The sequence below is a fragment of the Modestobacter altitudinis genome (assembly GCF_005930475.1).
In the GTDB taxonomy this organism is placed as follows: domain Bacteria; phylum Actinomycetota; class Actinomycetes; order Mycobacteriales; family Geodermatophilaceae; genus Modestobacter; species Modestobacter altitudinis.
In genome coordinates this window covers 1-14,941 of record NZ_SJEW01000049.1, presented here as the reverse complement: position 1 = coordinate 14,941, position 14,941 = coordinate 1, and the positions used below count along the sequence as shown (strand labels likewise).

Below are 14,941 nucleotides of genomic sequence, written 5' to 3'. Positions count from 1 at the left end.
CGCGGGTACCTCAGCTGCCCGCGGGGACCGGCTCGGCGACGTCGGCAGCCGCAGCCTTCTTCGTCGTCTTCTTGGCCGTGGCCTTCTTGACCGTGGCCTTCTTCGCCGGGGCCTTCTTGGCCGCGGTCTTCTTCACGGCCTTCTTCTTCACCGGCGCCCGCTCCCGCCGGTCGGCCAGCAGCTCGGCGGCCCGCTCGAGGGTGAGCGTCTCGATGTCGTCGCCCTTGCGGAGACTGGCGTTGACCTCGCCGTCGGTGACGTAGGGACCGAACCGGCCCTCGCGCACGGTGACCTGCCCCTGGCTCACCGGGTCGGCGCCGAGCTCCTTGAGCGGCGGCTTGGCCGCGGCCCGGCCCCGCTGCTTGGGCTGGGCGAAGATCGCCAGCGCCTCGTCGAGGGTGACGGTGAACAGCCGCTCCTCGCTCTCCAGCGAGCGCGAGTCGGTGCCCTTCTTGATGTAGGGCCCATAGCGGCCGTTGAGCGCCTGGATCTCCTCGCCGTCAGCGTCCTTGCCCACGGTGCGGGGCAGGGTCAGCAGCTGCAGCGCCTGCTCCAGGGTCACCGTCGCCGGCGTCATCGACTTGAACAGGCTGGCGGTGCGCGGGGCCTCCTTGCTGCCCTCGGGGACCAGCGTGGTGACGTAGGGGCCGTACCGGCCGGCCTTCACCGCGACCGGGAAGCCGGACTCCGGGTCGGTGCCCAGCTCGCGGTCCGAGGACGGCGCGTCGAGCAGCTCGGCGACCTTGTCGGCGGTCAGCTCGTCGGGGGCGATCTCGTCGGGGATGCTGATCCGGGCACCCTCCTCGCCACCGGCCTGCAGGTAGGGGCCGTACCGGCCGACGCGGACGACGACCGGGTCGCCGTTGGGCGCGGTGGCCTGCAGCGGGATGGAGTTGACCCCGCGGGCGTCGATCTCCTCCAGCCGCTGGCCGATGACCGACTTGAGGCCACCGGAGGCCGCGATGCCGCCGGCGTGCCCGCCGCCGCCGCCGAAGTAGAACTCGGTCAGCCAGTCGACCCGGCGCAGGTCACCGGCGGCGATCTCGTCGAGCTCGGCTTCCAGCGAGGCGGTGAAGTCGTAGTCGACCAGCGCGGCGAAGTGCTGCTCGAGCAGGTTCACCACGGCGAAGGCGATGAAGGTCGGCACCAGCGCCGAGCCCTTCTTCCACACGTACCCGCGGTCCTGGATGGTCTGCATGATCGAGGCGTAGGTGGACGGCCGGCCGATGCCCAGCTCCTCCAGCGCCTTGACCAGGCTGGGCTCGGTGTAGCGGGCCGGCGGCGAGGTGGTGTGCCCCTTGGGGTCCAGCGCGGCGGTGTCCAGCGGCTGACCGCGCTCGAGGCGGGGCAGCCGGCGCTCGGCGTCGTCGGCCTCCTCGTCGGTGGTCGCGCCCTCGTCCCTGCCCTCGACGTAGGCCCGCAGGAAGCCGGGGAAGGTGATGGTGCGGCCGCTGGTGGAGAACTCGACCGCCTCGTCGGTGGTGGAGCGGCCGGCCAGCCGCACGCTGACGGTCAGCCCGACGGCGTCGGACATCTGCGAGGCGACGGTGCGCTGCCAGATCAGCTCGTAGAGCCGGAACTCGTCCCGGGCCAGCTGCCCGGCGAGCTGCCCCGGGGTGCGGAAGGAGTCACCGGCGGGGCGGATCGCCTCGTGCGCCTCCTGGGCGCCCTTGGCCTTCTTGGAGTAGCGGCGCGGCTCGGCCGGCACGTAGGCATCGCCGTACAGCTCGCGGGCCTGGTTGCGGGCCGCGGACAGCGCCGTCTCGGACAGGTTCGTCGAGTCGGTGCGCATGTAGGTGATGAAGCCGTTCTCGTACAGCCGCTGGGCCGTGCGCATCGTCTGCTGCGAGGACCAGCCGAGCTTGCGGCCGGCCTCCTGCTGCAGCGTCGAGGTCATGAACGGTGCGTAGGGCCGGCGCCGGTACGGGCGCTCGTCGACCCGGCTGACCGACATCCGGGTGCCCTCGAGGCGCGCGGCCAGGCCGCGGGCACCGGCCTCGTCCAGGTGCACGACGTCGCTGGTGACCCGGCCGGTGTCGGGGTCGAAGTCGCGGCCGGTGGCGACCCGCCGGTCGTCGACGGTGACCAGGTTGGCCGACAGCTGCCGGGGCTCACCGGCGTCGGTGCCGCCTGCCTGGCCGACGACGTCGAAGGTGCCCTCGACGCTCCAGTAGTCCGCGGCCCGGAAGCGCATCCGGGCCCGCTCCCGCTCGACCACGATGCGGGTGGCGACCGACTGCACGCGGCCGGCCGACAGCTTGGGGAGCACCTTCTTCCACAGCACCGGGCTGACCTCGTAGCCGTAGAGCCGGTCGAGGATGCGGCGGGTCTCCTGGGCGTCGACCAGCGCGGTGTCCAGCTCACGTGGGCTGGCGACGGCACGGGCGATCGCCTCGCGGGTGATCTCGTGGAAGACCATCCGGCGCACCGGCACGGTGGGCTTGAGGGTGTCGATCAGGTGCCAGGCGATGGCCTCGCCCTCGCGGTCCTCATCGGTGGCGAGGTAGATCTCGCTGGCTTCCTTCACCAGCTGCTTGAGCCGGCTGACCTGCTGCTTGCGGTCGGGGCTGACCACGTAGAGCGGCTCGAAGCCGTGGTCCACGTCGACCCCCAGCCGGGCCCAGGACTCCCCCTTGTGCGCCGCCGGGACGTCGGCGGCGTTGCGCGGCAGGTCGCGGATGTGCCCGATGCTCGCCTCGACGACGTAGTCGCTGCCCAGGTAGCCGGCGATCGTCTTCGCCTTGGCCGGGGACTCCACGATCACCAGTGGCTTGCCTCCGGCCGCGGCCGTCCGCTTGCGCGGCGCGCGGCTGCCGGTGCTGGTGGCTGACGTGGTCTTGGTGGGCGGCACGGTGCTCCTGTCGGGGGTGCTGACGCGGGCGCCGGGAGGACCCGGACGCACACGGGGACAGCGCGAGCTGCACCCGTTCGGCGTGGCCACGGTAGGCCACGCCGGCCGGGGAGGCCCGGGCGGCGAGCAGATCCGGGCGCGCCGTCGACCGTCCAACGGTCGGCGGACGGGCGTGTTCCCGGCGTGGTGGCCGGCCTCCCTCCTGGTCATCCGGGCACCCGGACCCCGGCGACGACCTCGCCGACCGCGGCCAGCGTCGGGCGGTCGGGGTCGAGGTAGTCGGTGTGCCCCTCGGTCAGCTCGGTCGGCAGCGGGGAGTCGCCGAACGAGGGATCGGACGGGGTGTCCCCGAACCACTGCAGCCAGGACACCGGGTCGGCCACCGACCAGGCGCCGTGCACCTCGCCGGCCTCCAGGTCCGCGGCCTCGCCGCCGGCCAGCCCGGGACTGCCCAGCAGCACGACCGCGTCGGCGGCGAGCCGCCCCGGTGCCCGGGCAGCCTGGCCGGTCACCACCGTCCCGTAGCTGTGCGCGACCACGGTGGTGCGCGGCGGGGCGATCACGCCGGCGGTCCCGCCCGCTCCGCCCGTCCCGCCGGGGACGGCGCGGGCGACGGCGAGGCCGTCGAGCGCCCGGTCGAGGGCCGGGCCGCCCCGCCGGGCCGCCGCGGGCAGGGCCATCGTGCCGAGCCCCGGCGTCCGGTAGCCCAGCCAGGCCACGGTGGCGACGGTGAGCCCGGGCGCGGCCGCCTCGGTCGCCGACCCGATGGCGGCCGCCGACCCCAGCAGGCCGGGCAGGTCGTCCGCCGGCGTCGTGTTGATCCCCGGGACCAGCACCCCGACCGCCGCGGCGGTGTCCAGGTCGCCCAGGGACACCGCGACCAGGTCCGCGGCCGGGTCGAACTGCACCAGCTGGGCGGTCCGGCCGGCGCGGTCCAGTGCGGTGAGCCGGCCGGCCAGCACCTCCGCCGTCCGGCGCTGCTCGCCGGCGGGCAGCGTCGCGAGGGCGGCCGAAAGCCGGTACCGGTTCGCCTGGTCCCGGGCCCACGCCGGCAGCCCGTCGAGCGCACCGACCACGGCCGGCCGCGCGGCGGTCTCGGCCAGCTGCTCGGCTGCCGAGAGCCCGGCCCACCAGGCGGCCACCCGCTGCGGGCCGGGGTCCGGCGGCCCCGGCAGCGGCCGCGCGGCCGGCAGCCGGGCGGCCAGGTCGGCGAACCCGACCCCGCTCCGCCCGCCGGTCCCCACCCCGGCGAGCGGCTGCCGGGCGGCGCGGGCACAGGCCAGTGCCCGGGCCGCGGCGAGCAGCGCCTCCTCCGCCCGGGCCGCGGCGAGCCGGCCGGCCTGTCGGTCGGCCAGCACCTCGGCCACCTGGTCGGCGGCCATGGCCGCGCTCGGTGGCGCCGGCAGGCCGATCGGCGAGCCGGACCCGTCCAGCGACATCCGCCCGACCGCCGCCGTCGCGACCGCACCGGCGGCCCACTCCTGCGCCTCGGTCGCCGCGGCGCTGAGGGCCTGCAGGTCGGTGAGGGACTCCCCCAGCGCGCCGGACACCCCGGACGCCACCGTGGACAGCTCGACCACCGCGGTCGCAGCCGCCGTCCCGGCCGGGCCCGACCAGCACTCCGCCCGGCCGAGCTGCCGACCTAGCACGTCGAGCCGGGTGCGCCAGGGCAGCAGCCGGTCGGCCACCTGGTCCAGCCGGCCGACGCCGCCACGCAGCTCCGCGACGTCCCAGCCGGCCACCTGCTGCACCGTCGTCGGCACGCTCACCGGGGCACCGCCGGCGAGCCGGGTCGGGCCGGGACGAGCTGGCGGGCCAGCTGGAGGTCAGCCCTCCGGTAGGCGGCCAGCGCCGCGTCGAGGGTGGCGGCCACGGCCAGCGTCCGGGCGGCGAGCGCGCCGAGCGCCCCGGCCCACTCGTCGCCGGCGAGCGCCGCCTCCTCCCCCACCGGGCCCGGCAGCGCCCGGCCGAGCGCCTGCCCGGACGCCGCCGTGAGCTGCTGTTCCCCGCTGAGCTCCACTCCCATCGCCCGCAGCTCCGCCAGCAGCCCGCCCAGCACGTCGAGCTGGACGGAGATCAGATGGGACACGGCGCCTCCCGCGTGCGGCACGGCCCCCCGACGGGACCGACACCACGACGCTAGGAACACCGGCCCGGGACCCGTGCGCCGTCGTCCACAGCCCTCGGCGGGATCCACAACCCGCGGCGGGTGCCGCCGCGGACAGGCCCGCCGTGGTCAGGTCGCGGTCTTCGTCAGCGCCTCCGCCGTCGTGCCGCTCTCCCCGCCCACCACGATGGAGCGGCGCTTGCTGATCACGACCGCCACCACGATGACCGCCGCTGCGGCCAGCGCGATGAGCACCCGCAGCGCGGTGTTCTGGTCCTCGCCCACCGTCATCCCCACGACCGCCGGCGCGATCAGCAGGGCCACCAGGTTCATCACCTTGATGAGCGGGTTGATCGCGGGGCCCGCGGTGTCCTTGAAGGGGTCGCCCACGGTGTCGCCGATGACGGTCGCGGAGTGCGCCTCGCTCCCCTTCCCGCCGTAGGCGCCGTCCTCCACCATCTTCTTGGCGTTGTCCCAGGCGCCGCCGGAGTTGGAGAGGAAGACCGCCATCAGCGTGCCGGTGGCGATCGCGCCGACCAGGTAGGCGGCCAGCGGCCCGAAGCCGAGCCCGAAGCCGACGGCGACCGGCGCGAGGACGGCGAGCAGCCCGGGGGTGGCCAGCTCGCGCAGCGAGTCCTTGGTGCAGATGTCGACGACGGCGCCGTAGTCGGGCCGCTCGCTGTAGTCCATGATCCCGGGCCGGGTGCGGAACTGCTCGCGCACCTCGAACACGACCCGCCCGGCCGCCCGGGAGACGGCGCTGATCGCCAGACCGGAGAAGAAGAACACGACCGCCGCCCCGATCACGGCGCCGACGACGTTGTTGGGCGACACCAGGGTGAAGGCGTCGCCGAGGCGGGCCCCGGCGTCGTCGAGGGCGTCGCCGATGCTGGCGTTGTAGGACCCGAAGAGGGCGGTGGCGGCCAGCACGGCGGTGGCGATCGCGATGCCCTTGGTGATGGCCTTGGTGGTGTTGCCGACCGCGTCGAGGTCGGTGAGCACCTGGGCGCCCTCCTCGTCGATCTCCCCCGACATCTCGGCGATGCCCTGCGCGTTGTCGCTCACCGGACCGAAGGTGTCCATGGAGACGATGACGCCGGCGGTGGTGAGCAGCCCGCAGCCGGCCAGCGCGACGGCGTAGAGCGCCGCGGCACCACCGATGAGGAAGGCGCCGTAGACGGCGGCACCGATGAGCAGCGCTGCGTACACCGCGGACTCCAGGCCGAGCGAGATGCCGGAGAGGATGACCGTGGCCGGCCCGGTCAGCGAGCTGCGGCCGACGTCCTTGACCGGGCGCCGCGACGTCTCGGTGAAGTAGCCGGTGAGCTGCTGGATGGTGGCCGCCAGCACGATGCCGATGAGCACGGAGACGAAGCCGAGCACCTGCGGGCTGACAGAGACGTCGAGGCCGTCGGAGATCGAGGGGAGCACGGTGAACGACGCGGCGGCCACGAGCACCAGGGACACCGCGGCGGAGGTGAAGAACCCGCGGTTGATCGGGGACATCCAGGAGCTGTCGCCGGCGGTCGGGTTGCTGGCCAGGATGCCGACGATCGAGGCGATGATCCCGATCGCCGCCACGACCAGCGGGAAGACCATGCCCACCGCACCGAAGAAGACCTGCCCCAGGATCAGCGCGGCGACCAGGGTGACGGCGTAGGACTCGAAGAGGTCGGCGGCCATGCCCGCGCAGTCACCGACGTTGTCGCCCACGTTGTCGGCGATCGTCGCGGCGTTGCGGGGGTCGTCCTCGGGGATGCCGGCCTCCACCTTGCCGACCAGGTCCGCCCCGACGTCGGCGGCCTTGGTGAAGATGCCGCCGCCCACCCGCATGAACATCGCGAGCAGGGCGCCGCCGAAGCCGAAGCCCTCCAGCACGATCGGGCCGGTGTCCCGGAACAGCAGCAGGGCCAGGGAGGCGCCGAACAGCCCCAGGCCGACGGTGATCATCCCGCAGACGCCACCGGTGCGGAACGCGATCCGGAAGGCCGGCCGGTGCCCGCCGGCGGCGGCCGCCGCCGCGACCCGCACGTTGCCGCGGGTCGCCAGGGTCATCCCGATGAAGCCGACCGAGGCCGAGAAGGCGGCGCCCACCAGGAAGAAGACCGCCCGGCCGATCCGGGTGCCCACTCCTCCGTCGGAGACCGGGAGCAGCAGCAGCAGGATGAACACGATGACGGCGAAGACGGCCAGCGTCCGGAACTGCCGTCGGAGGAACGCGCCCGCTCCCTCCTGGATCGCCTTGGCGATCTCCTGCATCTTCGGTGTCCCCTGGTCGGCGGCCATGACGGCCCGTGACAGGTAGAAGGCGAAGCCCAGGGCGGCGAGGGAGATGGCGAGGACGACCGCCACGAGGGTGAGGTCGCCTCCGGACAGTTCGGTGTCGGGCATGTGTTCCTCCGCGGCGAGGTGGGGGCGCGCACCCGCCTGGCGCCCCCGGGCCTTCGCGCGGGGAGGGCCCGGCGTGGCACGCACTGTGCCGCAGGAACAGCGTCAAGGCCAGACCCGTTCGTGATCCGGTTCACACCCAGCGTCAGCTGCCCCCACCACCCTCACCGTGGGTTGCGCCACGGTGTGACAGTGGTGAGGTGACGTCCCTGCGCTCCGTCGGGCAACCGGCCGAGGGGCCCGAGCCCGCCGTCGCCGCCCTCCCCGGCACGGAGCTGCTCGCTGCGCTGCTGGCGGGCACGGAGCCCGAGGACGACCCGGTCACCCACGTCCACCGGCTGCCGGTCCGGCCCGCCCGGTTCGCCCCGTGGCCGGCCTGGGTGGGCGAGCCGCTGCGAACCCGGCTGGCCGAGCGCGGCGTGCTGGAGCCCTTCGGCCACCAGGTGGCCGCCGCCGAGCTGGCCCGGGCCGGCTCGCACGTCGTCGTCGCCACCGGCACCGCGTCGGGGAAGTCGCTGGCCTACCAGCTGCCGGCGCTCACCGCGCTGGCCGAGGACCCCCGGGCGTGCGTCCTGTACCTGGCACCCACCAAGGCCCTGGCCCGTGACCAGCTCGCCTCCGTCGACGCCCTCGCCGACGCCTCGGTGCGCCCGGCCGCCTACGACGGGGACACCCCGACCGACGAGCGGGACTGGGTCCGACGGCACTCTCGCTGGATCGTCACCAACCCCGACATGCTGCACCGCGGGATCCTCCCCGCCCACCAGAAGTGGTCGAGCACGCTGCGCCGGGTGGCCTACGTCGTGATCGACGAGTGCCACGCCTACCGGGGGGTCTTCGGTTCCCACGTCGGGCACGTGCTGCGCCGGCTGCGCCGGATCTGCCGCCGCTACGGAGCCGAGCCGGTGTTCGTGCTGGCCTCGGCGACCGTGGCGGACCCGGCCGCGGCCGCCAGCCGGCTGGTCGGAGCCCCGGTGACGGCGGTGACCGACGACGGGTCGCCGCGGCCGGGGGCCACCTTCGCCCTGTGGGAGCCGCCGCTGACGGAGAAGACCGGCGAGCACGGCGCCCCGGTGCGGCGCTCGGCCGCCGCGGACGCCGCCGGGCTGCTGGCCGACCTGGTCGAGCAGAACGCCCGCACCCTGGCCTTCGTCCGGTCCCGCCGCGGCGCGGAGTCGGTGGCCGAGCAGGCCCGCGCCGTGCTGCGGTCGCGGGGCCGGGCGGACCTGGTGTCGCGGGTCGACTCCTACCGCGGTGGCTACCTGCCCGAGGAACGCCGGGAGCTGGAGCGGTCGCTGTCCAGCGGGGCACTGCTGGGCGTGGCCACCACCAACGCTCTGGAGCTGGGCATCGACATCGCCGGCCTGGACGCCGTGGTGCTCGCCGGCTACCCCGGCACGCTGGCCTCGATGTGGCAGCAGGCCGGCCGGGCCGGGCGGGCGCAGAACGAGTCGCTGGTCGTGTTCGTCGCCCGCGACGACCCGCTGGACCACTACCTGGCCCACCACCCGCAGGCGGTGTTCGGCCGACCCGTCGAGGCGACGGTGACCGACCCGGCGAACCCCTACGTGCTCGGCCCCCAGCTGTGCTGCGCGGCCGCCGAGCTGCCGCTGGCACCTGCGGACCTCGCCGACTTCGGCGGTGACGTGGCCGAGGCCCAGGTGACCGAGCTCGTCGCCGACGGGCTGCTCCGAGCGCGGCCGACCGGCTGGTACTGGGCGGGCCGGGGCCGGCCGGACGTCGACATCCGCGGCAGCGGCACCGCCCCCGTGTCGATCATCGAGGGCGCGACCGGGCGGTTGCTGGGCACGGTGGACGGCGATGCCTCCCACGCCACCGTGCACACCGGTGCGCTCTACGTGCACCGCGGCGAGACCTACGTCGTCGACGAGTTCGACATCGAGGACGCCTGCGCCGTCGTGCACCCGGAGAGCCCGGAGTGGACGACGGTCGCCCGCGACGTCGTGGACCTCTCCATCGTGTCGACCGACCGGACCCGCCGGCTCGGGGCGGTCACCGCGCACACCGGCGTCGTGGACGTCACCAACCAGGTGGTGGCCTACCAGCGGCGGCGGATCGGCACCGGGGAGGTGCTCGCGGAGTTCCCGCTCGACCTCCCCGCCCGGCAGCTGCGCACCCGGGCGGTGTGGCTGACCCTCAGCGACCGGGCCGTGGAGCGGGCCGACGTGGACGAGACCGCGCTGCCCGGCTCGCTGCACGCCGCCGAGCACGCGTCGATCGGGATCCTGCCGCTGCTGGCCACCTGCGACCGCTGGGACCTCGGCGGCATCTCCACGGCCCTGCACCCGGACACCGGCACGGCGACGATCGTGGTCTACGACGGTCATCCCGGCGGTGCCGGCTTCGCCGAGCGTGGGTACGCGGTGCTGCGCGACTGGCTGCAGGCGACCCGGGCCACGGTGGCCAGCTGCGAGTGCGAGTCCGGCTGCCCGTCGTGCGTGCAGTCGCCCAAGTGCGGCAACGGCAACGACCCGCTGGACAAGGCCGGCGCGGTCCGGGTGCTCGACGTCGTCCTGGACGAGCTCGCCACCGCCCCCGCGCTGACGGCGCAGGAGGCGGAGGTGACCCGTCGACCGGCCCCCCGGCCGGGTCTGTTCGGCACCAGCAGCCCGGCAGCGCCGGAGGTGGCCGCGACGACCGACGAGGTGCCGGCCGAGCCCGAGCGCGACCCCGACGACCTGGTCTTCTGACGTCGCTGCGGCCGGGCCGTCCTCGGGCGGTGCCGGCCCGGCACGGGCCCGGGCACGCGCGTCCACGACGCCGAGCGGGCCGAGCCGGACCGGGACGTGCACCCGCAGCTCCACCACCGCCGCTGCGCTGACCGCGCAGGAGTCGACGGTGGCACCGTTGGCCTCGGCCACCTCGTGGGCCGCCGCGCACGGGTCCGGCTCGCCCTGGACCGCCCTGCCCGCCGCCGCCAGGGCGGCCAGGTCCGCGGCCGTGCTCGCCCGGTGCCGGGCGACCACCGCGGCACCGACCAGCAGCACCGCTGCGCCCACCACCGCGAGGACCGCGGACAGCGCGACGGTCCACACGGTGGCCGAGCCCCGCTCGCCGGCCCGACGCAACGACGTCACGGGACCGCACTCCCCGCTGTGGCCGGGTCGGAGGCCGGCTCGCGCAGCGCGGTGGCAGTGGCCGAGACCGCGACGTGCCAGGGCAGCGGTCCCAGCGGTGACACCGTCGCCGAGACGGTCACCCGGACCGTCTCGCCGTCACCGCCGAACTCGATGACAGCGCCCCGGGGAGCGGCCTCGGCGGCGATCGCCGCCGCGACCGCGCCGGGCTCGCCGCGCGACGCCGCGCGGGTCGCCTCGCGGGCGGCGTCCACGCAGCGCAGCTGGGCACCGACGACCACGACCGCGGCGACGGCTCCGGCCAGGACGAACAGCAGGACCGGCAGCACGACGGCCGTCTCGGCGGTCACCATCCCGGCCTCGGATCGGCCGACGGGGCGGCGGGAGCGCACGACGGCTCAGGAGAGCGTGGCCAGGGCGGACTGCACCAGGTCGCCGAGCGCGGTGACCACGGAGCCGCCGGTGACCACCTGGTAGAGGACGGCCGCGAACGCGCAGGCTGCCACGGTGCCCACGGCGTACTCGGCGGTGCTCATGCCCTCCTCGCCCGTCCGGACCTGCGCCCACCGGCGGGCCAGCGCGGCCCGCCTTCGCGCTGCCGACCCCTGCTGCGACCTGATCCCCATGTCCCCACCTCCACCGGGCCGCCTGCCGGCCCGTCGCTGATGAGCCTGCTGGTCACGGGCCTATCGGCCCAGGTCCGCGGCCGGGTTGTGGAGGGCACCCCCGGCTGTGGACGACGGCGCCCGCAGGGGGCGGTGACGTGCAGGGACGGCGCGGCGTCAGCCGAAGACGTCGGCGGCGATGCCGAGCACGAGCGGGACGACACCCAGGCAGAGGAACGCGGGGAGGAAGCACACACCCAGCGGGGCGAGGACCCAGACCCCCGCCCGGCGCACCGCCGCCTCGGTCTCGCTCCGGGCGCTGCTGCGCAGGTCCGCTGCCAGCCGCTGCAGCGCCGGCACGACCGCCGAGCCGGACTCCCCCGCGCGCACCAGCGTCCGGCCCAGCACGTCCAGCGGTGGTGGCGACCCCGTCCACGCGCGCCGCGGCGCGGCCCCGAGCCGGTACAGGGCGCCGACCTCGGCCAGCCGCTCCCCCAGCGGCCCGGACACCGCGTCGCCGACGGCGGTGAGTGCCGAGCCGACCGGGGTGCCGGCGGTCAGGCAGACGGCGAGCAGGTCGCACGCCACCGGCAGGTCGCGGGCCAGCCGCGAGCCCGGGTCCGGCGGGGCGCCCGACCGCCGCAGCAGCCGCTCCAGCCCGACGCCGACGCCGACACCGGCGAGCGCGGCGCCCGGGCCCCCGCCGAGGAGCAGGAAGACCCCGGCCGCGGCGGCGCCCGCCTCCGCCCACCGGCGCCCGGTGCCGGGCGGCCCGCCCGGCACCCGCGGGCGCGACCGCGTCCGGTGTGCCGCGGCCGGCAGGACCGCCCGCAGCCGCTCCCGGCGGGCCGAGCCCGGCGGCACCCAGAGCAGCAGCGCCGCCGCCAGCGCGGCCGCCGCGGCAGCACTCACCGCTGGACGGCGCGGCGCACCAGCCGGGCCGACCACACCGTCCCGGCCAGCTCCAGCGCCACCCCCAGCACGAGCAGCACCGTCCCGGAGCCGGTCGTGGTCAGCACCCGCCACGGATCGGCCCCGACCCCGCTGCCCATCAGCAGCCCGAGCACCGGCAGCCCGGCCAGCACCGTCGCGCTGGCTCGGGGGCCGGCGACCGCCGAGCTCAGCTCCTGCTCCGCGTGCAGCCGGGCCCGCAGGTCGTCCTCGACGGCACCCACCACCCCGGCCAGCGAGCAGCCGGTGTGCGCGCTGAGCCGCACCGCCGCGGCGATCCGCAGCAGCGCCCGGGCGGGCTCGTCGCCGGCCCGGCCCGGCGGCGCCTCGCCCAGCCGCAGCACCGGCCCGAGGGCGGCGGCGGTGGCCGGGTCCGGGCAGCAGTCCAATGCCGTGGCCGTCGCCTCGGCCAGTGGACGGCCGGCCCGCAGCTCGGCGGCGAGCGCACCCAGCCCCTCGATCAGCGCGCGGCTGCACCGCTCGGCCGCGGACGCCGCCGCCCGCCGCCGGAGCGCGTGCCCGGCGGCCAGTCCGCACACCGCGGCCAGCACGGCGACGACGGGCGTGGACAGGACCGCCGCTGCGGTGCCGGCCGCCAGCGCAGGGGCCACGGCGCCGGCGCGGCCCCCCAGCAGCTCGGCGACGCCCGGCCCGGGCAGCGGACCGCCGGGGCGCCCCGCCAGCCGGCTGGCCCGCCGTGCGGTCGGCCAGCCGAGCATCGCAGCGGACAGGCAGAGCAGCGCCGCGGTCATCCCGGCGCCGGGCACTGCAGCAGGGCGGCGAGCTCGTCGCGCGCGGGGCAGGCCCCACCGTCGGCCCGCCAGCCCGCCACGACCTCGATCAGCTCGCCGCGCCGGCGGACGACGCCGAGCTCCGCGACGTGCCGTCCGGACGGCCCGCGGCGCAGGTGGACGACGACGGCGAGCGCGGCCGCCACCTGGCTGTGCACCGCCGCCCGGCCCAGCCCGGCTGCCTCCCCGAGGGCCTCGAGCCGGGCGGGCAGGTCCGCCGCCCGGTTGACGTGCACGGTGCCGCACCCGCCGTCGTGCCCGGTGTTGAGCGCGGCCAGCAGGTCGACGACCTCCCCGCCGCGCACCTCGCCGACCACCAGCCGGTCCGGTCGCATCCGCAGTGCCTGCCGGACCAGGTCGCGCAGGGTGACCGCGCCCGCGGCCTCCACGTTCGGCGGGCGCGTGAGCAGCCGGACCACGTGCGGGTGCGGCGGCGCGAGCTCGGGGGCGTCCTCGCAGAGCACCACCCGCTCACCGGGATCGGCCACCCCGAGCAGCGCGGAGAGCACCGTGGTCTTGCCCGTGCCGGTGCCGCCGGTGACCAGGAACGCCAGCCGGGTCGCCACCACCGCGCTCAGCAGGTCGGCCGAGGCGCCGGGGAAGGCCCCGCGGTCGGCGAGCTCGGCGAACGGGAGCGCCGCTCGGCGCAGCACCCGCAGCGACAGGCAGGTGCCCGACCCGGACACCGGCGGGAGGACGGCGTGCAGCCGGGTGCCGTCGGGCAGCCCGGCGTCCACCCACGGTGCCGCGTCGTCCAGCCGCCGCCCGGCCGAGGCGGCCAGCCGCACCGCGAGACGGCGGACCGCCGCCTCGTCGGGGAAGCGGACCTCGACCGGCTCCAGGCCGGAACCCCGGTCGATCCAGACGGCGTCCGGGCCGTTGACCAGCACGTCGGTGATCCCGGGCAACCGCAGCAGGGGTTCGAGCACCCCGGCCCCGGACAGCTCGTCGGTCGCGGCCCGCACGGCGGACAGCACGCCGCGGTCGCCCAGCAGCCCCCCGGCCTCCTCCCGCACCAGCGTCGCGACGGTGACCGCGCTCGGGGTGCCCGCCCCGCCGGCCAGCCGGGCGCGCACCCGCTCGACCAGCGGCGCAGCCGACCCGGTCATGCCGCGCGCCTCGGGAGCTGGGCCAGCACCTGCCGGCTGAGCAGCCCGAACGGCGACCGCGCGGCCACCGACGGCGGTTCACCCCGCTCGCTCCGCGCCACCGCCGACCGGTCGGCGACGAGCTCGGCGAACACCGGCCGGCCCAGCACGCCGGCGATCTCGGCGCGGGTCAGCCCGCCCGGGACCGGACGGCTGACCAGCAGGGCGGACGCCCAGGGGCTGCGCTCGCCGGCCAGCAGGACCCGGGCGGCCGCCGCGGCCCGCAGCCGGGCGGGCACCAGCAGCACGGCCAGGTCGGTCTCGGCGAGCACGCCGTCGGTGCCGGCACCGCGGACGGGCAGGTCGACGACGACCCCGCAGCCGCTGTCCCGGGCGCCGGTGGTGACGGCCAGCAGCGCCTCGACCGGCACCTCCTGCGGCTCGTCCCGGGACGCCGCGAGGACCGGGACACCGCAGGCCTCGGGCAGCGCGGCGACCAGCGCGGGTCCGGCCACCCGACCGCTGATCCCGCTCAGCTCCGGCCAGCGCAGCCCCGGCGCCCACTCGGCGCCCAGCAGCAGGTCCAGTCCGGCCGCCCACCCGTCCCCGTCCACCAGCAGCACGTCCGGGCCGCCGCCCGCGCGCGCGGCCAGGGCGAGCGCCGTGGCCAGCGTGCTGGCGCCGGCACCACCGCAGGCGCCGCCGACCGCGACCAGCCAGCCGGGCCGCACCGGCGCCCGGACGGCGGCCGCGACCCGCTCGACCAGCCACGTCTCGTCCTGGGGCAGGACGACGACGCGCTCGGCCCCGACCGCGACGGCAGCGGGCCAGACCTCGGCGTCCGGGGCGCCGCCGACCACGACGAGCAGCCCCGGCCGGCGTGGCAGCGCACGCACCGGGGCACTGGCCAGCGCATCCGCACCCACCAGCACCAGCGGCGCATCGCGGTGCGCGCGCCGCAGCGCGCCTCCCCCGCTGGTGAGCTCGGCGGTCGTGCCGGCGGCGGCCAGCAACCGGAGGAGGTCGTCGAGCAGGACGGGGTCGGCGCTCACGACCAACGGG

11 protein-coding genes and 1 pseudogene are annotated in these 14,941 nt (G+C 76.6%); 1 reads left to right on the top strand and 11 read right to left on the bottom strand.

Going from position 1 to position 14,941, the window contains the following annotated elements:
- Positions 1 to 10: 10 nt before the first annotated feature.
- The 4 genes from topA to FHL79_RS16960 all read right to left on the bottom strand — a co-directional run bounded on the left by topA (position 11) and on the right by FHL79_RS16960 (position 7,349).
- Complete coding sequence (gene topA / locus FHL79_RS16975; RefSeq protein WP_138759760.1) at positions 11 to 2,851, bottom strand: type I DNA topoisomerase; 2,841 nt, start codon at positions 2,849 to 2,851, stop codon at positions 11 to 13.
- 206 nt (positions 2,852 to 3,057) lie between these two features.
- The gene (locus tag FHL79_RS16970; RefSeq protein ID WP_138759759.1) at positions 3,058 to 4,620 is read right to left on the bottom strand and encodes an alpha/beta hydrolase; all 1,563 of its coding nucleotides are present in this window, start codon (positions 4,618 to 4,620) and stop codon (positions 3,058 to 3,060) included.
- A complete protein-coding gene (locus tag FHL79_RS16965; protein ID WP_138759758.1) occupies positions 4,617 to 4,940 on the bottom strand; it encodes a hypothetical protein in 324 nt (107 codons plus the stop codon). The genes FHL79_RS16970 and FHL79_RS16965 overlap by 4 nt, the downstream gene beginning before the upstream one ends.
- 147 nt (positions 4,941 to 5,087) lie before the next feature.
- The gene (locus tag FHL79_RS16960) at positions 5,088 to 7,349 is read right to left on the bottom strand and encodes a sodium-translocating pyrophosphatase (protein WP_138759757.1); all 2,262 of its coding nucleotides are present in this window, start codon (positions 7,347 to 7,349) and stop codon (positions 5,088 to 5,090) included.
- Positions 7,350 to 7,546: 197 nt separating this feature from the next.
- On the opposite strand from FHL79_RS16960, the gene FHL79_RS16955 reads away from it, so the two are divergent.
- Positions 7,547 to 10,057: a DEAD/DEAH box helicase gene (locus FHL79_RS16955; protein ID WP_138759756.1), complete on the top strand. Its 2,511-nt coding sequence runs from the start codon at positions 7,547 to 7,549 to the stop codon at positions 10,055 to 10,057.
- A gap of 45 nt (positions 10,058 to 10,102) precedes the next feature.
- Here FHL79_RS16955 and FHL79_RS26525 read toward each other — a convergent pair.
- From FHL79_RS26525 to ssd, 7 genes and pseudogenes are all read right to left on the bottom strand, one after another.
- Positions 10,103 to 10,444, bottom strand: a pseudogene (locus FHL79_RS26525) (Rv3654c family TadE-like protein); the annotation flags it as partial.
- Positions 10,441 to 10,797: a TadE family type IV pilus minor pilin gene (locus tag FHL79_RS16945; protein ID WP_171058206.1), complete on the bottom strand. Its 357-nt coding sequence runs from the start codon at positions 10,795 to 10,797 to the stop codon at positions 10,441 to 10,443. The pseudogene FHL79_RS26525 and the gene FHL79_RS16945, both read right to left, overlap by 4 nt.
- Before the next feature lie 45 nt (positions 10,798 to 10,842).
- Positions 10,843 to 11,070 (bottom strand): DUF4244 domain-containing protein, encoded by a 228-nt coding sequence (locus FHL79_RS16940; protein ID WP_171058205.1) that lies wholly within the window; start codon positions 11,068 to 11,070, stop codon positions 10,843 to 10,845.
- A 156-nt stretch (positions 11,071 to 11,226) separates the two neighbouring features.
- Complete coding sequence (locus FHL79_RS16935; RefSeq protein WP_138759754.1) at positions 11,227 to 11,961, bottom strand: type II secretion system F family protein; 735 nt, start codon at positions 11,959 to 11,961, stop codon at positions 11,227 to 11,229.
- Complete coding sequence (locus FHL79_RS16930) at positions 11,958 to 12,767, bottom strand: type II secretion system F family protein (RefSeq protein WP_246080906.1); 810 nt, start codon at positions 12,765 to 12,767, stop codon at positions 11,958 to 11,960. The genes FHL79_RS16935 and FHL79_RS16930 overlap by 4 nt, the downstream gene beginning before the upstream one ends.
- Positions 12,749 to 13,900 (bottom strand): TadA family conjugal transfer-associated ATPase, encoded by a 1,152-nt coding sequence (locus tag FHL79_RS16925; protein ID WP_138759753.1) that lies wholly within the window; start codon positions 13,898 to 13,900, stop codon positions 12,749 to 12,751. The genes FHL79_RS16930 and FHL79_RS16925 overlap by 19 nt, the downstream gene beginning before the upstream one ends.
- Positions 13,897 to 14,941 (bottom strand): septum site-determining protein Ssd (gene ssd / locus FHL79_RS16920; RefSeq protein ID WP_138759752.1); only part of this gene is annotated, 1,045 nt, incomplete at its 5' end. The genes FHL79_RS16925 and ssd, both read right to left, overlap by 4 nt.